The 23,165-nt window shown below is 35.3% G+C and carries 25 protein-coding genes; 7 read left to right on the top strand and 18 right to left on the bottom strand.

The genetic code is table 11. The features are described 5' to 3' along the window. Window positions 1-48 precede the first annotated feature (48 nt). The 7 genes from ACFO5T_RS05930 to ACFO5T_RS05900 are packed head-to-tail and all read left to right on the top strand — an operon-like array spanning window position 49 to window position 6,611. The gene (locus ACFO5T_RS05930) at window positions 49-2,451 is read left to right on the top strand and encodes a TraG family conjugative transposon ATPase (RefSeq protein WP_380032807.1); all 2,403 of its coding nucleotides are present in this window, start codon (window positions 49-51) and stop codon (window positions 2,449-2,451) included. A 4-nt stretch (window positions 2,452-2,455) separates the two neighbouring features. Next, window positions 2,456-3,025 carry a conjugal transfer protein gene (locus tag ACFO5T_RS05925; protein ID WP_380032805.1) on the top strand — a complete coding sequence of 190 codons (570 nt, stop codon included), beginning with the start codon at window positions 2,456-2,458 and terminating at the stop codon, window positions 3,023-3,025. 1 nt (window position 3,026) lies between these two features. Further along, window positions 3,027-3,869 carry a hypothetical protein gene (locus ACFO5T_RS05920; RefSeq protein ID WP_380032803.1) on the top strand — a complete coding sequence of 281 codons (843 nt, stop codon included), beginning with the start codon at window positions 3,027-3,029 and terminating at the stop codon, window positions 3,867-3,869. Window positions 3,870-3,881: 12 nt separating this feature from the next. After that, window positions 3,882-4,496 (top strand): conjugal transfer protein TraK, encoded by a 615-nt coding sequence (locus tag ACFO5T_RS05915; RefSeq protein ID WP_380032801.1) that lies wholly within the window; start codon window positions 3,882-3,884, stop codon window positions 4,494-4,496. Continuing rightward, window positions 4,486-5,412: a conjugative transposon protein TraM gene (traM, locus tag ACFO5T_RS05910; protein WP_380032986.1), complete on the top strand. Its 927-nt coding sequence runs from the start codon at window positions 4,486-4,488 to the stop codon at window positions 5,410-5,412. Before ACFO5T_RS05915 ends, traM begins: the two co-directional genes overlap by 11 nt. Beyond that, window positions 5,409-6,239 (top strand): DUF4138 domain-containing protein, encoded by an 831-nt coding sequence (locus tag ACFO5T_RS05905; protein WP_380032799.1) that lies wholly within the window; start codon window positions 5,409-5,411, stop codon window positions 6,237-6,239. The genes traM and ACFO5T_RS05905 overlap by 4 nt, the downstream gene beginning before the upstream one ends. Window positions 6,240-6,245: 6 nt before the next feature. After that, window positions 6,246-6,611 (top strand): hypothetical protein, encoded by a 366-nt coding sequence (locus ACFO5T_RS05900; RefSeq protein ID WP_380032797.1) that lies wholly within the window; start codon window positions 6,246-6,248, stop codon window positions 6,609-6,611. 8 nt (window positions 6,612-6,619) lie between these two features. Here ACFO5T_RS05900 and ACFO5T_RS05895 read toward each other — a convergent pair whose 3' ends face one another. From ACFO5T_RS05895 to ACFO5T_RS05810, 18 genes are all read right to left on the bottom strand, one after another. Further along, on the bottom strand, window positions 6,620-6,937 hold the full coding sequence (locus tag ACFO5T_RS05895) for a winged helix-turn-helix domain-containing protein (RefSeq protein WP_380032795.1): 318 nt from the start codon (window positions 6,935-6,937) through the stop codon (window positions 6,620-6,622). Between the two features lie 76 nt (window positions 6,938-7,013). Next, entirely contained in the window at window positions 7,014-7,634 is a 621-nt protein-coding gene (locus ACFO5T_RS05890; RefSeq protein ID WP_380032793.1) for a hypothetical protein, read from the bottom strand. A 3-nt stretch (window positions 7,635-7,637) separates the two neighbouring features. Continuing rightward, window positions 7,638-10,256: an HsdM family class I SAM-dependent methyltransferase gene (locus tag ACFO5T_RS05885; protein ID WP_380032792.1), complete on the bottom strand. Its 2,619-nt coding sequence runs from the start codon at window positions 10,254-10,256 to the stop codon at window positions 7,638-7,640. Between the two features lie 59 nt (window positions 10,257-10,315). Beyond that, the gene (locus ACFO5T_RS05880) at window positions 10,316-10,786 is read right to left on the bottom strand and encodes a hypothetical protein (protein ID WP_380032790.1); all 471 of its coding nucleotides are present in this window, start codon (window positions 10,784-10,786) and stop codon (window positions 10,316-10,318) included. Between the two features lie 238 nt (window positions 10,787-11,024). Next, the gene (locus ACFO5T_RS05875; protein ID WP_380032788.1) at window positions 11,025-12,605 is read right to left on the bottom strand and encodes a type IV secretory system conjugative DNA transfer family protein; all 1,581 of its coding nucleotides are present in this window, start codon (window positions 12,603-12,605) and stop codon (window positions 11,025-11,027) included. Between the two features lie 5 nt (window positions 12,606-12,610). After that, window positions 12,611-13,642, bottom strand: a complete 1,032-nt coding sequence (mobB, locus tag ACFO5T_RS05870; RefSeq protein WP_380032786.1) for a MobB family relaxase — start codon at window positions 13,640-13,642, stop codon at window positions 12,611-12,613. 10 nt (window positions 13,643-13,652) lie between these two features. After that, complete coding sequence (locus ACFO5T_RS05865) at window positions 13,653-14,033, bottom strand: BfmA/BtgA family mobilization protein (RefSeq protein WP_380032784.1); 381 nt, start codon at window positions 14,031-14,033, stop codon at window positions 13,653-13,655. 641 nt (window positions 14,034-14,674) lie between these two features. Next, on the bottom strand, window positions 14,675-15,055 hold the full coding sequence (locus ACFO5T_RS05860; RefSeq protein WP_380032782.1) for a DUF6876 family protein: 381 nt from the start codon (window positions 15,053-15,055) through the stop codon (window positions 14,675-14,677). Window positions 15,056-15,133: 78 nt separating this feature from the next. Next, window positions 15,134-15,478: a single-stranded DNA-binding protein gene (locus tag ACFO5T_RS05855; RefSeq protein ID WP_380032780.1), complete on the bottom strand. Its 345-nt coding sequence runs from the start codon at window positions 15,476-15,478 to the stop codon at window positions 15,134-15,136. Window positions 15,479-16,206: 728 nt separating this feature from the next. After that, on the bottom strand, window positions 16,207-16,656 hold the full coding sequence (locus ACFO5T_RS05850) for a hotdog fold thioesterase (RefSeq protein ID WP_380032778.1): 450 nt from the start codon (window positions 16,654-16,656) through the stop codon (window positions 16,207-16,209). Further along, complete coding sequence (locus ACFO5T_RS05845) at window positions 16,653-17,249, bottom strand: TetR/AcrR family transcriptional regulator (protein WP_380032984.1); 597 nt, start codon at window positions 17,247-17,249, stop codon at window positions 16,653-16,655. The genes ACFO5T_RS05850 and ACFO5T_RS05845 overlap by 4 nt, the downstream gene beginning before the upstream one ends. Before the next feature lie 388 nt (window positions 17,250-17,637). Then, window positions 17,638-18,474: a DUF932 domain-containing protein gene (locus ACFO5T_RS05840; protein ID WP_380032776.1), complete on the bottom strand. Its 837-nt coding sequence runs from the start codon at window positions 18,472-18,474 to the stop codon at window positions 17,638-17,640. 16 nt (window positions 18,475-18,490) lie between these two features. Continuing rightward, window positions 18,491-18,652: a hypothetical protein gene (locus ACFO5T_RS05835; protein ID WP_380032774.1), complete on the bottom strand. Its 162-nt coding sequence runs from the start codon at window positions 18,650-18,652 to the stop codon at window positions 18,491-18,493. Between the two features lie 263 nt (window positions 18,653-18,915). Further along, complete coding sequence (locus ACFO5T_RS05830; protein ID WP_380032772.1) at window positions 18,916-20,703, bottom strand: ParB/RepB/Spo0J family partition protein; 1,788 nt, start codon at window positions 20,701-20,703, stop codon at window positions 18,916-18,918. A gap of 475 nt (window positions 20,704-21,178) precedes the next feature. Next, the gene (locus ACFO5T_RS05825; RefSeq protein ID WP_380032770.1) at window positions 21,179-22,021 is read right to left on the bottom strand and encodes a universal stress protein; all 843 of its coding nucleotides are present in this window, start codon (window positions 22,019-22,021) and stop codon (window positions 21,179-21,181) included. 10 nt (window positions 22,022-22,031) lie between these two features. Then, a complete protein-coding gene (locus ACFO5T_RS05820) occupies window positions 22,032-22,421 on the bottom strand; it encodes a hypothetical protein (RefSeq protein ID WP_380032768.1) in 390 nt (129 codons plus the stop codon). A 74-nt stretch (window positions 22,422-22,495) separates the two neighbouring features. Beyond that, on the bottom strand, window positions 22,496-22,723 hold the full coding sequence (locus tag ACFO5T_RS05815; RefSeq protein ID WP_380032982.1) for a hypothetical protein: 228 nt from the start codon (window positions 22,721-22,723) through the stop codon (window positions 22,496-22,498). 15 nt (window positions 22,724-22,738) lie between these two features. Then, on the bottom strand, window positions 22,739-23,164 hold the full coding sequence (locus ACFO5T_RS05810) for a hypothetical protein (RefSeq protein WP_380032766.1): 426 nt from the start codon (window positions 23,162-23,164) through the stop codon (window positions 22,739-22,741). Between the last annotated feature and the right edge of the window lies 1 nt (window position 23,165).

The following is a 23,165-nucleotide window of genomic DNA, read 5'->3' as shown; positions in this document are numbered from 1 at the left end:
ATTCCTTCCCTCTAATTATTAGCAACAAGAAAACCTCATTCCTAGATTATGAAGAAGATTGATTTTTCTGCATACAACCCTATCATAGATATTCAAGACAATATCATCTTTGCTAATAATGGCAACGTCGTATTGTGCTATGAAGGAATCCTCCCTGAGATCTACTCGCTCTCTGAAAAAGATTTTGAAGATATGCACGGGTCCTGGTTTCAAGCACTTAAGTCATTACCTATTGGCACAGTAGTCCATAAACAAGATATCTACCTAAAGAAAGAATATACCGCTAGCCAATTACCTAATACTACTTTTTTAGAAAAAGCAACTCACGAGCACTTTAAAGGGCGTGAGTATATGAGACATCGCTGCCTTATATACTTCATTCTTACGAAGAACAAATCTTTGAACAATGCAAAATATGTCAACCCCTTAAAAAAGACAAGTAAGGGAGTTGTTCAAAAAATGGACAACACCGTTTCCAGATTTATAGGAGCCGTAAATGATTCTATATCATTCATTAATAATAGTAGAAAGATGAATTTTATTTCGCTTAAAGCGAAAGAGATACAGGAACTAACAAACACCTATTTCAATGGTTTCAATGAAGGCTTTGATACTGATATCCTACTCGAAAAGAAAAGCGTCAATATAGGCGAAAACTATTTTGATGCCCTGGCCATCAATAGCGAACTGTGCTTTGGCGAAAGTGTACAGAGTAGCAAGACCAATGAGAAATTCACATCTGACGATTTTGTGTTTCATCAAGGGTTTATTGATGGTTTAGGGCTTACGCTTAATGAGAATCACATTGTTAATCAAATTCTATATCTAGACGACAAACAAAAATGGCGAAAGTTACTAGATAAAAAAGTAGAGGAGCTTAACAAAAGTTCAAACTTCGGATCACAGAATAAAGTAGTCTTAGGAAAAATAGAACATATCCTGAGCCAAATAAATGCAGATGATAATGCCAGAATTATTCGCGGTCATCTGAATGTTATTTATTGGGATAAAAATCCAGAGAACCTCACACAAATAGGTTCTCGAATCAAAACAGAGTTCAAGGAGCTTGATATTATTCCTTATTACCCACGTGGAGAAGAACGGAAGAATTACATTCTAAATAGCTACTGCTGCTTCTCTTCTAACTTCTCAAATGCAGATATGTATGTGACAGACTTAAAGCACGCTTTGTGTCTATTCATAAATAATACAAACTACAAATCTGACGAAACTGGTATCATCTTTAACGATAGACAATACAACATTCCTGTATTAAAAGATGTCTGGGATGAACGTAAAAAGCGAATCAAAGCAAGGAATTTTGCCATTTTCGCTCCTACTGGAGAAGGGAAATCCTTTCTGGCTAATAATATACTACGACAGTATTTCGAGAGCGGCGTACGTTTAGTCATTATTGATCTAGGAGGCTCGTATACCAAATTTGCAAAGCTCTATGCAGAACAATACACCGTCCTCAGATATGAGAGTGGAAAAAACTTAGGAATCAATCCATTTTACATTAGCCACAAACGTGACCTCTCGCCAGAGCGTTTGGAAGATCTATCTATTTTCCTATTTGAACTATTTGCTTCAGATTTAAAAGTTACAAAGGCACAGTCAGTATCTGTCAAAAAGATCTTACGCTACTATTATGAAAGCAAAGCAGATAACCATTCCCTCGATGGCTTCTATAGTTTTATTGAAAATAATCAAACTACCCTACTCAAAGATTTAAAAATCCATCCTGACTACTTCAACGTTACGGGCTTCTTGCACGTAATGTCGGAGTATGTTGGCGATGGTCTATACAGCTTCTTATTTGAGATAAGTGAAGACCAAACCTATAAGATAGAAGACAAGCGACTTATTGTTTTTGAGCTGGATGAAGTAAAAGATAACAAAGAAATACTTTCTGTAATGTTGAAGCTCATAAAATCTGCAATTCAACGCACCATCTGGAAGAATCGAGCAGAAAAAGGAATCATCCTCTTCGATGAGTTTGCAAAGCAATTGAAGTTTGACAACGTGCTCGAAAGTGTAGAATTCTACTACCAGGCGATACGTAAACAAAATGGAGCGATTGGCATTATTCTCCAATCCATTAATCAACTACCAGACAATTCAACATCCGCTAGTATTCTGGAAAACACACAAGTAGTCTACAGCCTTAATAATGAAAAGGGATATGACGAACTGGTCAAACGGCTTAACCTCTCAAGTCACGATCTCAATCAGTTAAAGTCGATTAGAAACAACCTTTCGGGTCCTCGGAAGTATACAGAGATGTTTATCAAGATTGGGAAAGAAAGTAACATTTTCCGCCTTGAAGTTCCAAAAGAAGTGTATGCAGCATATCTCACTGATGGTACGGAAAACGAAGCCATAATGACCTTTTATGAAAGAACCAATGATATGGAACTGGCAATTAAAGAATTCACATCTAATACATAATATTATGAAATCAAAAATTATCACAATCGCAATCGCTGTTATATTCAGCTTAAACACTCAGGCTCAAGGAGCTCCGGTATATGACAACACTAACTTTATAAGTTTAGTGAAGTCGCTTGTAGAATCTGCAAAACAGACAAACCAACTTATTAAGTCTGTTAAATTTATGAAGGAAGCTAAAGAAAGTATCGAAAAAGTCTCCAATGTTATCCGACAGTTAAAAGCAGTTGAGGAAATTAATAGCAATAACCAACAGTTGATCAATGTAATGCAAGATGACCTATACGATATTTTGAATTCACCTTACATAAAATCCGATGAGATATTAAGAGTGTCGAATTCCTTTAATTCTATTTTAGAAAACTCTTTAGATACAATGGATTTTATCGATCAAATCCTCTCTAGTGACTTCTTAAAAATGACTGATGCCGACCGAGCTGAGATTCTTAAACAAAAAGAAATTGAATCTAAGGAAATGGTCTCTAACATTACAGTAAAAACCAAACGCTATCAAGATATCATTTCCTTTAGAAAGATGCAGGACAAAATTAATAATCGCGAAACAGGATATTAATATGACCACTATACTTCTTTTAGGTTTCGGGCTAGAATATGTGGATGCAGTTTTTCAAACCATTCAAAATAGTAGCTTCTCGCAATACACTATTGCAGGGATGAAAACGCTTGCTGTACTTTTCTTTCTAGTGAATATTTTAAAGAAGTATAATGAAGGTATTGCTGACAAGGATGGGTATTCGTGGGGATTAAGCCCAGGAGAGCTAGCTAAGAATTTTGCTATTGTCATTTTGGTAATATTTTCGACGCAAGTACTAGGGTTCTTTGATTCCATACTCGTGGCTGTAGAAGGACAATACCGCAGTACAGCTCCAGCCTTGCTCCCATTACAAATGCAAGAAATTCCTATAGAAGAAGATATAAGTTTAATTGATGCCGCAAAAAATGCAATGACACTGCTCTATGAGCTTCTAGTAACTCCGCTTTACGGATTTAAGATGTTAGCGTTCATCGGCGGTATGATTTTATGGATAATTGATATTTTTATATATCCATTATTTCTTGCAGAACGCTTTTTTCTTTTAGGCATAATGCAGGCTTTTTTTCCATTGGTCATAAGTCTTGCTGTTTTTGAAAAGTTCAGATCCCTCGCTTATAATTTTTTTAAACTCTATGCCGCAGTCTATATGCTCGTTCCTGCTTTCTTCCTAGTAAATGTTTTTGTGAATGCTATTTATACAGAAATCAATACAAATTTCTGGAGTAATCTATTTGGTACAGATGCGGGTCAGGGCTTCTTTGCTCCGGTTGTTCAATTAGGATCTGTTGGATTTATTGTTTTTCTAAAATTCAAGCTGTATAAGCGCGCCACTTCTTTTACTCTCAGGCTATTCAGCAATTAAATCTATTCAACTATGAAAACACCCTATAAGAATATAACTACAGTATTAAAACTCAATCGTATAATTGTTTTGAGCGTCATCATTTGTTCACTAGCATCAAGCTCCTTTTCGTTATGGATGGCGTACAACACAAATGAGAAAGCACTCAACAATGCATTTGCTATTAATACAGATGGGAGCATCATACCACTCAAACTAGTTACCCAAAAAGCAAACTTTCAAGATGAAGCTCTGGCGCACTTAGAACTCTTTCATCGCTACTTCTATAACATAGACGCTAGTAATTATGAGACCAATTTAGAAAAGGCCTTGTGGCTAGGAAATAGTTCAGTAGATAACGTTTACAGGCAAAAGAAATCTGACGGCGTTTATAACAGATTGCTACAATATTCCTTAGTTCAAAAAGTATTAAGCATTGATTCTCAACTTAAAGAGCGCGAAGGCTATTATTCATTTATTACCACTACCATCTTTGAAATTAATCGCGGAACCATTGTAGATACCTATGAACTCTCAACCACTGGGTCCCTCATTGTTGTAAATCGCAATTTTCCAAACAATCCTCACGGACTTCTGATTACTGACTACTTTGAAAACACTCTAAAAAAGATAAATGATGAAAATTGAAAAGAACAAAATCGTATTTGCTTCAGTGCTTGCCGTCATCTTCATATTTCTTATCTCGTACTCAATGCTATTAATGGGAGATGATGATACTGATGCAGAGAATCTTGACCAATACCTTGTGCCCGCTATAAGCGATGATCAAAAAGAATACACTTCTAAGCTGGACGCTATTAATGATTTAAAAAAAGTGCGAGAGAACAACGCTCCAAGTATTTATGATGAGAAACTTATTGACTCTTTAGGGTTCTATGACCCAGATCTTCCAGAAAAGGAAAAAGAGCGTATTGTAGATAGTATTTATAATGCTGGTCGCATCACATATTCGGACAAATCCTATCATAATCTTAAGAGTAGTATAAAACCTACCATTAATCCAATGATTGACAGTTCAGAATTTAAAAGAGAACTAAAAATTGAAGCTAAAGAACTTGGGCTAGAACACCAACTCTTTTTTGCCGCTGCTCCTATGCCTAACGATTTAAAGAATCTGGGCCACACAGATTCAAACATCTACGTGACTGTAGATGGTAATCAAGTTGTAAAACCTAACTCTCGATTACGTATGCGGCTCACTAAAGAAGCTACTATTAATAACAAGGCCATAGCAAAAAACACATCCATTTATGGATTCATTAGCTTTCAACCCAATAGAGCGCTTATTACAATTGAAAATATAAATCACACCCCTACTAGTTTAAAAGCTTATGACCTGCAAGATGGTAGTGAAGGCATTTATGTAGAAAATAATTTCCGCGCAGAGGTGACAAACGAGGTAGTAGATGATGTTTTACAGGATATTAATATCCCGTCCGTTCCACAAGTGGGTGGCATTACCAACCTGTTAAAGCAGAAGAATCGAAATGTAAAAATCATAGTACTCAACAATTACAAACTAATTCTAAAACCCACCATATGAAAACCACGATACTCATTTTGCTTCTTGGCTTTTACGCTTTCGCGAAAGCGCAACCAGCCCAACCACTAGATACCATTTATGCTAATGAATTTAAGAATGTCGCTCTCTTTTTTCCCAAGCCTATACGTCAGGGAATTACAGGTTCAGATAATTTTGTATTTACCTATAATCGTGAGAAAGAGCAGTACTTTGGCTTACTACAAGCAAAGCCTGGAAAAGAGAGTAATCTACTGATTATCAATAGTAATGGCTCAGTTTTTTCGTATATTGTAAAGTATAAGGTCAACCTTGATAAGCTCAATTATTTTGTACCTATTTCAGAAAGTATAGGTAATGAGAAACCGGCGACAACTAAAATTGCAGATAAATCTCATTCTGAAATTGAGGTTGACACTAATATATTTTACTATAAAAAATTCTGCTCTTATCTTTTAGGGAGAAATCAGAAAATAGGCAGAATAAAATCACGCTTTGAAAATATTGAGCTGCGCGTAGAAAATATTGTATTTAACAAAGATGAACTTTACTTAATCATAAACATTGAAAATAAATCCAGTTTAGATTATGACTTAAACTTCTTAAGATTCTCCATAAAAACAAGACAGAAAGGAAAGAAAAAGTCATTGCAAAAAATACAGTTAGAACCTATTTTCAAGTATAAAATACCATCCAGAATTAGAGCAGGAGAAACAGCTCAGCTCGCTTATGTTATCCCAAAATTTTCGATAAGTGATGATAAACGGGCAATTTTAGAACTAAACGAAAGTAATGGAGAACGAAATATAGAACTCAACATATCACACAGATTTATAAATAATCCTAACTAAGACATTATGAAAACACTCGCCACTATATCCATCGTATTACTCCTCATATCCTGCACTGAGACTGAGACACTCTCCCCAGCTGAGACTGCAAAAGTCGTAGCCGAAAGCTTTTATCACGGAGATATGCATACGCTTAAAAAATATACTACTGCCGAAGGATATACAAATCTTGCAAGTATTCAAGAGCTTCTTCAAGAGGACAAGAACTCACCCTCAGATTTTAAAGTCATAGATGAAGCCGTTGTTGGTGAAATCGTTTGGATAAAATACACAACAACATATGACGCTAAACCAAGTATTTTCAAGCTTATAAAAGAAAATAATGTCTGGAAGGTTACTCACAATGGGCCCCGTGATAAAGGACCTTTTTAGAATGGTTTTTAATTTTCATCAAGGTTAACTTCCCAATAACCTCTTGTACCCCCTTGACGCTTGATGTATCCAGCATCTTTTAAGTTATTTAGATGCTTTTGAATTGCGGATTCATTGATATGCAGGACTTCTGCTATTCCTGAGCGGCTTATACGGTTATCTGCGGCTATTAATTTCAGTACTTGCTTTTGTCTAAGGGTTAATTCCGAAATAGCATCTATAGTTTTTTCGATTTGACCACCCATTTGACCACCTTTTAGACCACCCATTACACCACCTATTTGACCACCTTCTTCAACAGTAGTTTCTTTAGCAGTAAAAGTCATTCTAAGGAATTTATCTGAAAAACTAAAACTCTCTTTACCATTAGTGTTCCAAAATATGTGGAACTTCTAAACTTTTTTATGCACTATTCAAAGAAGTAAAATCAAACATAAAGTGTTTAATAGTAAAATCATCTGGATGCTTCGATTCGTAGTACTTATTGTGTAAATGATTTTCCTGTTCTTTTAGATACTCTGTTTCTCTTTTATCTTTCTTTAATAATTTATTTATTCCGTAAACTGTCTTATGTAAGGCGCCTTCTAGATTATAACCTAGCAGGCATCCGTTCTCATATTTCTTTGACATAAAGTTGTTAATTCCAGTATCAATATAACGTCGCTTTAAACCAGAATCTTTTTCCTTGAGGTTTTTGGCTTCCATATGATATTCATACTCTAAGGATGAGCTTATGGTTACCAATCGAAGGTCTATTCTTGGTAGTTTCGCCGCAAAGCCTTTTTCCTTTACTACATCATCTTTTGGTAAATGTTGCTCAACATTCGTAACTATGCTCCACTTTAATCTTAGGGGGTTTTCCTTAATGTGTTCGTGCAATTCTGAGGTGATGTCATTTTCATCCCAGTTTAGTTTGATGACCTTGGTTTCCATAGCCGAAACATAAGATTCTGTTATCAGTTTAAAACATTTTTCTTCAAAGCCTCTTTTGAAGCTGGCAACTATTACTTTGTTTAATCCCATTTACTATACTTCATTAAGGATTTCCAGAATTAATTCTGATGCATCTTCAATCGCCATCGATTGAGTCCAGAATCTCTTCTGATTGGGACGAACAATAAAAATCTCGTTGCCTGTTTTATAATTTAATTTTTTTCTGAAATAGATGTTCGTACTTTTTTTTGTCCATAAATGCTTATCTAGTTTTTGTAATTCTTGGGTTACATCCTCTTGAGATTTTAAAACTTCTTTTTCACTTTCTTCGAATGAAATTTTCATTAACAATAGAGGCGAAAAATGACTTGTCTCAAATACCGTGGCATTTGCAAATAGATTTTGACCATTTAAAAATTGATTCAACTTGCCACTAATCTTTTTAGAATAATCTTCAATATTGCGAACGGGATTCAAAGCCTCTGATTTAGCTTTTGAATGGAATAAATCCAAACTGTACTCTAATCCATCATTTAATAGATTAATCTCATCTTCATTCAATCCAAAGCTTTTATTAATAATTCCCTCAACAGATTCGCTGAAAGTAGTTATCAATTGGTTTCGCTTTTCTTCAATATTCCAAAAATCCAAACCTTTAATTTTCTTGATAAAATTTTCAGACAACTTCAGAATTTTAGAAATCTCAGATTCCTTCAAACTAATAGGAATTGAAAGGTATTCGTTCTTCATAATCTGCTCTCTTTCTATACCATAAGAAGAAATAGTCATAAACAAGAAATAACTACTCAACTTGGAATTGAAATATGAGTTTAAGACTTTGAGAATGGAATTGTCATTTTTGCTCGAATAAAAACCATAAACCCCATCTCTAAAGGAACAATCTACATCGATTAATGATGAGCAAACACTATTCTTTTCTAATCCTTTTTTAACAACTATATGGGTATTTACAAATGCCTGAATATCTCCTAGACGCCTGAAATGGGAAAATTTTTCTATCTCATTAATATCATTTACATTGTAAAACGCTTTATAAAAAGATTTTGATTTGGGTGTTTTAACTGAATCTTTTATGCCTTTCAACCTCGAACTTTGCGTATAAAATCTTTCTATTGAACTAGCGTCTAAATAAGGTAACTCAGATAATACATCAGAATGCCTGGGTTCATCTTTCTTTTGGGTTAAAAGTTGAAAGCCAACGCCTGATTCAATACTATGTGTTTTGTTAAATTGCTCAATAGTCTGGTAGTTTTTAGAATTCAATTTTTCTATCAGTCTAAAGTCAGACAACCCGCCCCACATTGCCACTTTCCAAATTTTGGTATCTTGCTTTTCACATTCTTCGCGTGGTAGAAACTTTAAATCTGAGCTATCGATGCTTACTCCTTCAATTACATTTGATTTGATAAAGGTTTTAGGCGCATAATAAACAATGGTGTTTGATTTCTTTTTGGGTGATTTTTTTTGATAAAAAACAACACTTATTGGACCAGTAGCCGAACCAAACAATTGACCTCCAAAATTTTTAGGGGCATTTCTTAAAATCGAGAAATTATATATCTTCACTACATAGCATTCATTAAAAAGCCACTTTCTAAAATTCTGATATGTTATTTTGGTATTTGTGAGTATTTTGGTATTGAAAATCAACGCAATTTCTCCATTTTCAGAGAATTTTGTGGCCTTATGTAGAAATGGAAGAACCATCTCCTTAGCGAAACCGTGTTTATCGCTGTAATCCCGAATAGTTTGCGATAAATTTTTTGTACCAAAAGGTGGGTTTCCTACCACCAAATCAAAATCGATTTGTTCTACCTCTGGATTTTCCTGAATGGTATCGCTACGGAATAAATTATTACCCTGTTCTACTAAAGTATCGTCCGAAGGGTCGTTTATCAAATAAGGTAAACGATAGTCCTTATTCTGCCAAATCGTTTTAGGATTTAAGTTGTCTACCAAAGCTAAATAAAGACTAAATGCTGCTACCTTTATGGATTGAGGGTGTATCTCTACGCCAAATATATTATCCGTTAGTAACTTCTTCAGTTTATTAAAGTCCGTAAGTTTTTCTGAGTTGGCATTTTCGTGACGCTTGACCAAACGTTTAAAACTTTCCACCAAAAAAATACCCGAGCCACAAGTTGGGTCTAATATCTTAACATTAGAATTCTTTTCTGTCCTAGATATTGGTAATTTTTCGTTTAATATGAGTTCAACTAAAGAAGGCGGTGTGTAGTATGTACCTGTATCTTGTTTTAAAGTAGGATTTATTTCGGCAAGGAAATTTTCATAGATTTCACTCAACAATTCTATTTGAATAATGCTGAAATCGAACAGACGTAAATCTTCAAAAAGATTCTGCTGAAATGAGTTATCATTGCCGTTAATAAAACACTTTCGAATGATTTGTAGATGCTCTCTAGAGATTGATTCATTGCTGTCTACGGTAAAAACATTACCGTTGAAATATTCTTCCAGTTTCTGAAAAAGGGAATATGTTTTATCTGCATCGTCCAAAATGTCGAAATAAGACTTTGCACCGTTTTTTATTTCAGAATAGAATTTTTCATCAGTTGCACCCCTATCTTCTAAATACAAAAGAAATAGAGAACGCATAATTATTTTATGGATAAGATTTATTTCTAATCCTTCTGCCTGTAATTGTTTGGCAGTATAAGTAAGGCTCTCCACGAGATATTTATCGACCCTTCGTTGAAGGCTTATCTTCTTTCTAATCTCAAACGCTTCTTCTAATGTCCATATGATGCCTGTATCAATAGCAATGGTAGAAAAAAGATTTTGAAGTTGTTTGAGTTTGGTTTATCCGTGAACTTATAAGACTCAATTTCAAGTGTTTTAAGCTCCTTCTTATAATCAAAATCATCTGATTTAATCAAAAGAGGTTTCTCTGCACAATTGTAAATACGAATTTCAGTTTCCGAATAAACGTATAAAAAAATTACCTTTTTGAAGTTCCAGATTTTTTTTTGGGCAAGTGCCACTTGATGAAGAGCTCTGTCATCAAATTTTTGAACTCTTTTTAGAAAAACCGCAGGGTAACTGTTATGGTTTTCATCGGTACTGAAATAAATTTCATCAATACCAAAATCTTTTACTTGATTGATTACAACTAACTGACTTTCAGAAATTTGATTAGATTCCGAAGTAACAGATATGGCCTTGTCCAAGCCTAAATTTTCTATTATATCAAAATCAATCATATCGAAAGTTGTCCAAAATATCTGATAATTAGTTACATACTAAATTAATTCCAAAGGTACAAATGATTTTGAGATTTTGATAATTGAAGTTTTACTATTATATGGAATATTTCCATATTTATGGATTCGCTATGTAAACTAGGTTTTGTTATTAAATCAAAAACCGATTTTTGAAATAAAGTTCTTTTTCAAAATCTATTACACCACCCATTACACTACCTATTGTACCACCTCAATACTAATTAAATATCGACCTCGCTTCCTCATAAACCCTCTCAAAATTAGCGGTTAAATCAACCTGAGAAAATTGATTGGTTCCATTAGGAAGTTCCCTTTGAATGTCGGCTAACTTAAACTGCACTTTCTTATCCTTCCCATCTGCATACGTAATAAACTCGCCCTGTTTCAACCTGAAAAACACATCCGCCCGAATCTTTGGAATTTCTTTTTCGCCCGTAGTAATGCGAGTATCAAAATCAAGGTTATGTCCTCGACTTATACTTTTTGTCGGGTCTTTGATGATTTCAAAAAAACGTTCGTAATATTTAGCAGTATCTGGGTCGTTTACCTTTCCGAAGAATTGGTAAGACAGATTGCTCAATATCGCCTTGCTTGCCTTATCGCCATACATCATATCATTCTGAATTTTATCCTGCATCACATAAATCGTAGAAATATTATAGCTTCTCAATGTTGCAGGAATTCGATGCATATTCAATAAACGAATGGTTGGTGCTTCTTCCATAAGCAAGAATGATGGTTTTGAATTACGCACGCTCATTTGCTTTGTAATAGTGTGTATAATTGTAGCGATTACTGGTGAATACGAAGTTTCGAATTTTGGGTTGTTCACAATCGAAATTACGCAGGGATTTTCAGCACTATTTATATTTAGCGGTACTTCGTCTGCGGACAAAGCCATAAATATACGTTGTGTACTAATTCGTTTCAGCGCATTTGCCAAGGTGCTTTTTACACCTGCGGTTTGTCTATCGGAATCCTTTCCGCTTATAAAAGCATCCGCCATTGCCCTTGATGTCGTATTGCTTTCCAGAAACTGAATCAAGCTTTTGGTATCAAGAAATTGATAAATCGCAATGAGATGTGGCAAGGTGCAAAATTCCGGATAATCTGTTTTCAGTTTCCAAATCAATCCGCCAATTAATCCTTCGGCTGCGTCGTTAAAGAATTTTGTCGTTCCGGTGGTTCCGCTTTCTCTTTGTTCTAAAAGATTTTCAATCAATACCCTCGACACCTCGTTTACGCTTTCCTCATTCTCTAAATAGCGAGGCGCAATAGGATTTACCCTATGGATGATTTTGTCGAAGGAAATGACCTTAAACGGTATATCGCTTTCCCTAAAAAGTGGATATGCCATTTCGGTCAGCTCAAAGTCTTTGTAATCGTGTATGATTCCGCAGAATTTGTTTTCACGAAAGTGTTTCAAAAATCCATAAACTACACTTTCTGTTTTTCCACTTCCTGCAGAACCGATGATGGATGCACCACGTTTAATATTATCCAATCTAAAAATACCTTTGGTGGTGGCAAAGTTGACTTGGTATTCGCTATCGCCATTTCTTGGATTATCTGTTTTGTGCAAGAACACATACATTCCTATATTAATTAATATGAGAGGACAAACTAAATAGAGGGCAATAAGAGTCAATGCGTTGTCCTTGTTTAAATAAAACACCACCGCACAAAGCACGAGAAAATTAATGAGGAAAGCATATCGACTTATCCGAAACATCACATAGCAAACCATACTGGCTAGACCAATAATTGAAAGTATCGTTATAAGATTATCTATCTGCATAATCATTAGATTCCGATGGAACTCGATTTTATGGCCACTTCTGCGCCACGTCTCAATCGCTTAAAAACACGAAGTGCTATTTGTGCCTGACTTACGGGAATGGTTGGCACTATGGGCAATCCTGATTTGGTAATTATTTTAAAAGCTAATGCTTTTTCATTGGCTGGCAGCTTCATCAAGGCTGAAAAATATAGGTTTGGGTTCTTTACAAAGGTCTTTTTAGCTTTGTAGGTCTCTGCGTAATTGCGCTTATATCCAAACGTCTTATCAAATGTTTTTTCCGCTTTCGCGAAAAAGGTATCTCTATCAAAACCACGCTTTATTTTTTTTCCGTGCATCTCAACTTCCGAAGCTTTGTGTTTACTTCCTGGGGAAAGACTGACCGAATTTGAAGCATCTTTTCTGCTCACGATGATATGAATGTGGCTTTGGTTTCCTGCCTTTGGCATTCCCTGAACTATCCGTTTTCCATTTTGTTGATGTGGCGCTTGGCGTTCCAGTTTGGCAATTTCCTTTTCTACTTTTTTGATATTCCCTTCAGCTCGTCCTTCTTGAATATTTCGAATATCCGTTTTGAGTTGTAATATTTTTGAAGCAAATGGTTGGTTTTCTTTTATCTGAAAATCCGTACCCTTAAAAGTTCTTTGATGTTCAATTTTGGCGTAATACTTTATGTCATCTATGGTTATAAGTCGCCCATTGATTTCTCGATTGAAACTGGCAACATAATTTTTCATTAGCTCACGAGTATATGTTTTTAAATCTTGGCTATTGTTCTGTAATTTTCTCAATTCGTATTTGGATGGACTAACCGTTATCGAATAAAATTTAGGTTCTTTCTTTTTCAATTTTGCTGTGTTTCCATCAATTTCTTTTACCACTTCTTCAGAGGAAATCTCGTCGCCATATTGATTGAAAAAGTGTTCCATATCCTGTTGTTCTAAACCTTCGTTTTCTTTCTCTAAATAGCCAACAAAATCGGCTGAACTCTGAGAATAATTTGGCCCTAATTTTTGGGGTGTGATTGTAATATACATAGCTCAAAAATTAGAGTTCGTTCTTTAAGTTTCGCTTTTCGCGAAAGCGCACTTCTTTCTTTTCTTCCGCATATTTCTTTTCCAATATCAGCGGTTTTTTTTCTGGTTCTTCTGTTTCAAAAAGTGATTGAATCATAGCCACCGTAGGTTTGGTTTGTGTCTTTTCTACGTCTCGCATTATGGCAATAACCGCATTGATTCTTTTTAAAAGTTTGGCTTCGATAGTTCGACCAGTCGGTCCTAATTTTTCCTTTGGCGAGATTTCGTTGTAGAAGAAAAAATCGAGCATTGTAGCCATCGCCTCGGTGTGCGATTTGAAGTAAGTGCGTGAGAACGTTTGGAAACGTTTTGCAGTTTCCTTTTTGAATCTAATTCCAATAAATGAGTCCATATTTCGCCGATTTGTCGCAAAATCATCCCTAAAAATGGGCGTTAACAGCCCGTTTGTCGCAAATCGTTGATTGTCAAGAAATTATAATATATTCAAATCGCTGATAATCAGCTATTTGAAAACGAAAAGGAATCCGAAACATCGCGCAGCGTGTTACCCTCTTGCTATTCCTTTTCGTCACGCGCAAGCGTGACAAAAATCCATACAATCCGGTTGAAAAAACCGATTGCCATTTTAGGAAAATAATTTTCCGATATGTTATTTTTCGATGTGTAAGGCTATCGGCGAAAGTCGAAAAGTGGATAACCCTACTTTAATTTGAATGCTGAATTTCAGCGAAATAAAGATACGGTTTTTTTCTTGATATGGAATTAATCGCATAAAAAAACACCCCTAAACTTTAGAGGTGTCCGTCTAATTAATTTTGAAATTCATATGTTAAACACATAGGTGTAAGAATACAAATTCCGAAGTGCTTCTTCTTCAATCATTGTTTCATAACAGCCATAATTTTCTTGTACGTATTTGCGAATACTATCCCCAAATTTTCGTTTCACATCTTCCTTGGAATTTTCCAAAAGTCAATTTTGAGCTTCTTCGCTCAAGTCTGTAAAATTGATATATACCATAGCTTCAAAATTTTAATATTCGCTTGGTAACATCAGCGTATCATTCACAAAAAATAACCGAAGTTCATCGAGCGGAAAATCGGTTGCTCGATACCCTTGTTTTTCCAAAATATTGTCATTGCCATCGCTGTAAATTATCTCGGCTTCGTAACCCGAAAAATCTTGTTTTTCTTCGGGCAATCTTTTAAAATCGATTGTGATAAATTCGCTTCGGTTCATCAGGCTTTTTGCGATTACGGACGTGTCTGTAATGAGCCAAAAACAATCTGCCACGTTAGCAAGGTATTTTAAACCGTCTGTAAAACGTGTTCTTAATAATGGGATTTGATAGAACATTTCCGTTCCGTGAAAATGTTGCAATCCTTCTTTGATTTCGTTAACTTGTGCTTTCATTGTACATATTATTTAAAGTGTGAATAATGAAAAAGAGGGCGCATCTTTCGACTGTTACGCCCTCTTTCATTTTAAGATTTACTTGTCGTCTTTGCTTCCAAGTAAAAGAATTTCATCAGCTACAACTTCCGTAACATAGCGTTGTTCGTCTGCATCAGTTGTGTAGCTTCGGGTCTTTAGTTTTCCCGATATTCCAACTTCTTTGCCTTTAACAACATACTTCTCTACAATTTCGGCAGTCTTGCCCCAAGCAACGACCGTATGCCAATTAGTGTCAGTTTGTTTTTCGCCTTTGGCATCTTTGTAATACTCATTGGTGGCGAGTGAAAAGCGTGCTACTTTTTTTCCGCTTTCAAGGTTTGTAATGGTTGGCTCTTGTCCAACGTTTCCAATTAACTGTACGTGATTTTTAATAGTACTCATAATAAAATATTTAAGTGATTTATATTTCCCCTATTGATTTAAAACAGATTAAATTTTAAGGGGTGTTTGTTCTTTTCTTCTGTGCACCGCACAATGGATAGAGTGGGTTTTGTCAAGACTTTTCGGGAACAAATTAGGTGTGTTTGCGACGTAGTAAAACCCTTGGGTTTTCAAGGAAGTAGAAACCTTATTTTTCACTAAAACTTGCTATGGTCTTGACAAGTTCCATTAGGGCATTAGCTATTCTTTTAAAGCCAGTTGCGATTTGAGCGTACCATCAGTTAAGCGAAATGAGTGGCTGGGTTTAATTTAGAATTGGTTATGTACTGCCTGTTTTTCGACGCCCCGAAAAACAACAAAGGCATTATCCATTATAAACCCCTTAAAATGTGTAAGGCAGCGGTTCGGTTTTTAAGGATTTTCGAGTGAGGGCTCAAGAAGACCGCGCCGAAAATCCTGTTAAGAAAATCGAAGTGATGGCTTTCCGATGAGAAAGCGGACTTGATTCACAATTTTGGCAAAGGAATGAAGTGTTCCTTTCAGCAAAGCGGAAAGGGTTAGCGGAATGGAAAGCTAAAATTGGGGATTGTGTCCAAGACTTGTGTAGTGAAGCTCTTTTTCCGGAATGTAGCTTTTCGCGAAATGCAGGGGAATGTGCTGAGTGGGTTATATTGTTGATTTGACTTATTTGAAGAAGTTTTTCTAATTGGTCAATCTTTTCATCTATTTTAAGAGTAACTACTATCTGAATTATCTATTCGTATAAAATTATATACACCTTTTCCCTCAGCAATTAATTCTTCATTTTGATATGCTTTCATTTTTGTTACAAGTATTCTATTGCCTAATCTAACAATTTTTCCTTCGACAATTATTGGTAATGCTTCTGCTCCTTTTAGATAATCTATTCTTAAATCAATTGTTGCTAATTTATCCTCAAAAGATGTAAAATGGGTGCCGCCTGCTATCCCTCCTACAGAATCCATTATTGTGGCAATGATACCACCGTGCCATCTATTTCTTCTAATATCTCCTACGACTTCATCTCTAAAAGGAACACTTACTTTTACAAATCCTTTTTCAAGAACCAATAACTTTAACCCAAGAAACTTGTGGATTGGTATTTTTTCTTCAATTGTTTCTTTTAGAAATTCTTTATTTTTTTGAATCATTTTCATAAATTTTTATGATTGTTTAAATAGTCTAATCCTTTTTGGGTACAGATGGCTCTTAAATAGAAGTTTAAATAAGCCTCATTGATTTCAAGAGCTGTAAAATGTTTTAGATTGAATATGTTCTGGTCTTTAATATTGTTTACTCCAATAAAAAAGAAACGGCTTATCAGTTTAATATTAATTTCGTTGCAATACAATCCTTGTTCCATTCCTTTCTTTAGGTTTTTGGTAATACACCTGTCCATTTCAGCAAATTGGCGAGTCATCAAAGATTGGTATATTTCGGGAAAATATTTTTTGAATTGATGGTATGGTGAAGTGTTTTCGCTTTTCAAAACATAAAAAACGAAATCTCTGATAAGAAACATTTCCTTAATTGGGTTTTCATTCAATTCTATAATTTTATCAATGCCATCTGTGATTTTATGAAATAAATATTCTGACCCAGCTTCTACAAGTTCTCTCTTAGTATTGAAGTATTTATATATGGTTTTTTTAGAAATCCCCATTTCATAAGCAATTGTATCCATAGTTAATCCCTTTGAACCTCGTATTAGGAACATTTCTGTTGATTTCTCGATGATTTTGTCCCTCATCTCTTGCATTGATTTAAGTGCTTGCTGTTAAATTATTATGCAGTAAATAATATAATATTATTTTCCTAATTTGTTGTGAAAAAATTGTTTTAATGTCCAATCTGATTTTTTACTCAGGCGGACTTGATTCACAATTTTGGCTAAGGAATGAAGTGTTCCTTCCCAGAGTATCGGGAAGGGTTAACGGTATGGAAAGCTGAAATTGAGGATTGTGTCCAAGATATGTATAAGGAAGCTCTTTTCACGTAATGTAGTGGTTCCCTGCTTTTTTCGGCAGGTAAGCGTGGAATGTAGGGGAATGTGCTGAGTGGTATTGAAACTTTAATTTTACAAACCAGTTACTTGTGTAAAAAAATCCAGTTTAAGGTACTGGATAAACCTTTAGATTCTAAGCCATTTCATAGACTTCGTCGAATAGCTTTTTATCCAATCGTTCCTGTTGGCCAAAGCTCTTTTTCAACGTATTGTGTAATACTGCATTGAAGGCGTTATAACCTAACCAAAGATTTGGTTCTTCATTTAGTAGCAAAGCTTCATAGTTTAAGATTTCGATTACTTCACGAGATTTCTTCGAAGGGTCGCTGTTCTTGTCGCTACATTCATATTTAAAGAGTTTTGTCTTATCGAGAATTGCTTTTACGAACTCTTGTGTATCGATGATTTTAAACTCTTTCATCTTATCGAATTTCTTGGTTATAGTATAGAATTCATTGTCCAGAAACTTATCGAACAAGTTGTTCAGTCTCGGCATAATCAAGTGTGTATTATTCTTACTATGCTTGATTGAAAACTCAATTTCTGCCTGAGAAACGTGTAGTCCGTTTGAACAAACCTGTCTATAAAAACCAAAGTGTCCAGAAGTCTTTTCACTACCGTCATAAGAATTTTTGAACCGAAGCATTGGCAGTATCAAGTCCTTATCGTTTTTTACAGTAAAGTGACTTTTATCGTCGATGATAAAGTCAGTAATAAACGACCTGTCATTTTTGTTGATGGTGCGTTTATGAAAGTTCAGTTGTGCATCTGTTAACATTTCTTCAGCTTTCTTGAAGAATAGTTGATTCGGAATGTGTCCGTAGCTGTTCGATACGACATTTACGATTTTCCCATTTGAAATTATGGCATTTTCAAGCCCTCGTCGGGATTCCATCTGTGTCAAAGTTTTTAAGGATTTCATTTCTGATGGAACAAAGATTTTATCCTGCTGTAAATTTTGTAAATACATAGCTTTTGAATTTAGATTAAACATTTTGTGACAATACAGCGTAGTAGACTGGATGCTTGTCTCTGTAATAAGCCAGGTGGCTTTCTGCACCTTCAATGGTGTAATTCTCTCTACTTGACTGATAGTGTTCTTCTGCTTCTTGAAGGGCAATGTTGGGAATTTGAGATACTTGTTTCATAATGCTGAAATTTTAGTTAAACAATATTTGAGCAGAACCCAAACGGAAGCTAAAATCTCAGCTCAAAAGGAAACGGAATAAATGAGTAGGGGAAGAAGCATTGGCTTTATGCCGTAGTCTTTTGATGGGTGTATTTTACGAGTTTACCTTTGCTCTACTATTGATTGATTATTATGCACTCATTATTTTTAGCCCTTTTAAAAGTTAGAATAAAAAAGAAGAAGAGCCAGCACGAATGCCGAGCCTTCTTCAAACAACAAAAGCTACTCGTTGAGTTCTTGAATTTTCTTTTCAAGAACTGCTATTCGCTCTTTCAAACGTGCTTCACGCTTGTTTCTTTTTTCAGCGTATGTTACCTCAACCTCAGCAATCTTAGATTTGTAATAACCTTGCATCGCAGTGTAGAATGAAATGTTCGTTAGATTATTTACGTGATTGCTTTCGCCAAAATGGACTTGTTTTGTTAGGATATACCGTATCAACTTATGAAAGATTTCTTTTTTGAACTTCTTTTTGAAATTCTCGACAATTCCCACATCTGTTATCTTGGACGTATTGCCCAATAGTTTTGAAAAAAATCTTTGTCGTCCAACATAATCTACATTGTTTTCATATAACGTCAATGAGAACGCGACCATTTCATCAACCGAAAGTGTTTTCTTGGTATCAATGTATTTGGTCTCTCTAATCATTTCCACAACTTCTTCAAATTGCTTGTTGTTATCAATCTGCTTCTTGCGGATTTCCCTTTCGTTGATTTTGATGATTTGTTCTTCAGGTGTACAATCAGCCATTTTTCTGTTTTCCAAAGGTGCTGAATACTCACTCGATTTATCTTTTGATTTCTCGATTATCTTGATAAATACTTCTTTGTTTTGGTAGGTATCAGAATTGAATAGGATACCATTTACAAATCCATTGTCACTTGCAGTATTAAACCGTTCCTGTTCTTCGTTAAAGCTCTGTATCGCTTCTTCCCATTCTGCCTTCAGTTCATCTTCAGAATAATCGTAATGTTGATATTCTATTTCAATGGCCTCAATTGTTGGCTTGGTCGGTTCTTCGATTATTTCTACATCATCGAGAAGATAGACTTTCAAGCCGTTCTTTTCCAATTGTGAAATAATGAGCTGATTTTTGTCTTCATCTGCCCAATACTGTCTAATCTCGGGAATCAACAAGATATTTTCTTTCTGGGATTTTTCAATCAGGTTCAAAAACGACTTGCTTTTCTTCGTTTCATAACAAGCTGATTTTGTACAAACCATTTTATCCTCGCCGAACAAATTGCCTTGATTGGCCGCATTGAACGGACATTCTACACAAGAGCCTGATTTCGGCACCAATTTCTTATCGTTCACATCAAAAGATGCTTTTTCCAAGTCGTAGGTCTGGTCTTTAATCATCCTATTTATTTGATGGGCATTAAAATCTTCGCCCATCGTTTCTAACATCATCTGCTGTTCTTCCGGTTCAAAAAGTGCAACACCCACACCTAACGAAATCGTCATTTCACCCTTACGGACGAAGTGTTTAAAACCTTCTATCAAACCTGCTAATTTTAGGCGTTGTCTGATGAAGTTATCCGTTCTACCCAATCGTTTTGCGATTTCTGTTGGTGCATATTTCTCGCTTAGATAGGCAATTGCCTCAGCTTCCTCGGTAGGTTCTACATCCTGTCTTTGCAGGTTCTCAACAATTTGAACTTCAAGAACATTATTGTTTTCATAAGTCCTCACAATACTGGGTATAGTCTTTTTTCCAGCCAGCTTGCTCGCACGATATCGGCGTTCGCCCATCACGATGACATAATGACCATTTAGTTGCCTTACCGTGATTGGCTGTAATACGCCGTGATTTTCGATGCTCTTAGAAAGTTGCTGTAATGCATCCTCATTAAAAGTCTTTCTTGGCTGTTCTGGGTCAGGTTTAATTTTGCTAATTGGCAAACTCTCAATCTGAAGTGCTGATACTTTCTTTCCATTCACTTCTTTTTTGGCAGCTACTTTTCTTCTACTACGCTTCTTTGTGGTACTCGCTTTTGTTGTCATAATACTCAAATTTTTGATTAAACAATATTTGAGCAGAAACCAAACGGAAGATAAAATCTTGGCTCAAAAGGAAACGGAATAAATAAGCGTAGGAAGGAGCATTGGCTTTATGCCGTAGTCTTTTGATGGAAGTATTTTACGAGTTTAAATTGCGGGTATATTGTATGATAATAATCCCCTTTCTTGGGCATAATTCACCACTTTTTTAACCTAATTGCGAGAATTGAAGTTTAAGACTAGATATATATTGTAATTCATCAATTAGAAGAAGTGAATTTTGTCCAATATAATGTCAATGAAACTTCTTGTCTGTAATGTAACTTTCACGAGATAAAATGCAATGTGCTAAATGTTTTGAAAATATACTTTTCAAACAAAAAAAGGCTCAAGATTAGCCAACTTAGCAGAGCAAATATTGCTAAGAACGCCAAGGTCTCGAGCCTCAAAAAAAAAAAAAAAGAATTGATGTTTTTGTTTATGAGTGCAAAGCAATCAACGGTGTATAATGTAACGGACCAAGATTAACAATCTCAGAATTTTTAATTCCTAGCTTCCTCCAGATGTCTGGCTTTTTATCGGCTATAGATATAATGCAATCCGAATGCCTTTGAGTAAATTGCTTTATCTCCTCTTCAGAATTTAGATAGTGTATGGGTAATACGGAACCACTTATATTATACAGTCTCATTAACGTTTGACTAAGATTTATCTTTTGAACAGAAGTCATATCGCTAGATTTATTAAAAGCAATAATCCTTCCTTTTCCTTTAACTAAGCGAAGTAATTTCCCCCAATTTTTAAGCTCTTTTATGGGTAAGCCAACTTCAAAACTTGATGCAAGAACAAACTCTTGATTCTTTTTTAAATGAGCATTCTCGGGTACAATGATTACTGGGCATTCTCTAATACCTTTTATTATAAGTTCGGTGTTCCTACTGTATCTATCTGATGAAGTTTCGTCTTTCTTTTTTCCTGAGAAAAGAAGAAAGTCAATTTTTAATTCCTCGATGGATTTTTGTATGCCATCTACTAAGTCTGCACATTCAGAGATGGCAGTATACGAATGCATCTCGTTTTTATTGTCTTTGGTGTATTTCTTTACCAAAAAGCCTAGTATTTTCTGACTTTCTAATTTGGGAAGCTCAAACCAGTCGTCATCTGACTGAAGGAGACTGAGCGCATCCATACCTCTAACATCGTAGGAGTAGGTATTCAAAAAGTAGAATTCGCAAGCCTCACGTTTAAAGAATTTAATGGCAAAATCTATGGCGTTACTACTATTATAACTACTATCTACGGGTATCAGAATCCTTTTCATAACTTACATTTTATCTGCGCTTGTATTTGCAGAGGTTACTATATATTGCCTTTTTTAACTGTTTAAATTCCATTGTGAGCTCATTAAAATAATCTCTATACTTCTCGTGTTCTTTGGCTCTTGGTAAATCGTATTCCCTTTTGCCATATTCATATTCTTTTTTCAAGTCTTGCTCATACTTACACAACAAGCCCATAACTAACGTATTCTTCCTGCGAAAGCCTAAAATTCCACTTGCAATACTACTATTCTGCACGAGCTGGTGCTCTATGATTTTAAACTGCGCTAAGTCCTCATTAATATCCTCTACGGCTTCCATCCATTGATTCAACTCTATGAGGTCTTTTTTTATAGCTAGTCTTCTGTAGCGCTCAGTATCATAAGCTCTTGCCGTATTCAATGGTCTCTGGTGTTATGAGATTATTACTTCTCTTTTTTATATAAACTTTTCAATTTTAATAGGGGCACTGGCAATTATGGTCGCCCTTTTAGACGTACCTCAATCTTTTTTTTCTTTGCCGTGAGCTCCTTCATCAAATCCATCAATACCTCGTTTTCGGTTTTTTTAAATATTTCATTAATGGCAAGAATGAGCCTCTTTCCCTCGCGAGAAGCCGCCACTCGGTCACTCGTGGACATATGACTCATACTGGAATCTAGATATTCTTGAGCTTCTGATTTTAAAGTTTTGAGTGCAGTCATCATCATTAAATTTAATTAGGCAGACTTAACTTCTAGATTCATTTTTCCCCGTAGGTCTGCAAAGAATGAATCCTTAAGTTTTCTGTATTTGTCTATATGGAAGAGATACATTCTTCTACATTTTTCGTGCTCCTGTATAAAGGTCATATCACAATGCATATCTTGACATTCAGCAATCGTTCCTCTTGAGTTCTTAAACTTCATAAGTTCGCTCAAGATTACATCATTATCCACTTGCTTCATTTCAAATTTTTGAGCTGTCATTTCCTGCTCAAGCCTTTTTTCTAAAGGCTGTGCGTTGTAAAAACCTATGAGGTTATTAAGCTCCTTACGCACATACGTAAGATGGTTTATCCAGTTGTGCAACTCCATTGTATTGATTTTATGCGCTACTTCTACCTCACTATCGTGAGCAAAAATTTCTATGTTTACCGTTTCCATA

Origin of the sequence: Dokdonia genika, from assembly GCF_042652845.1 — a bacterium.
In the GTDB taxonomy this organism is placed as follows: domain Bacteria; phylum Bacteroidota; class Bacteroidia; order Flavobacteriales; family Flavobacteriaceae; genus Dokdonia; species Dokdonia donghaensis.
Note: the sequence above shows the minus strand (reverse complement) of the source record. Positions and strands in the feature narration are given on the sequence as shown.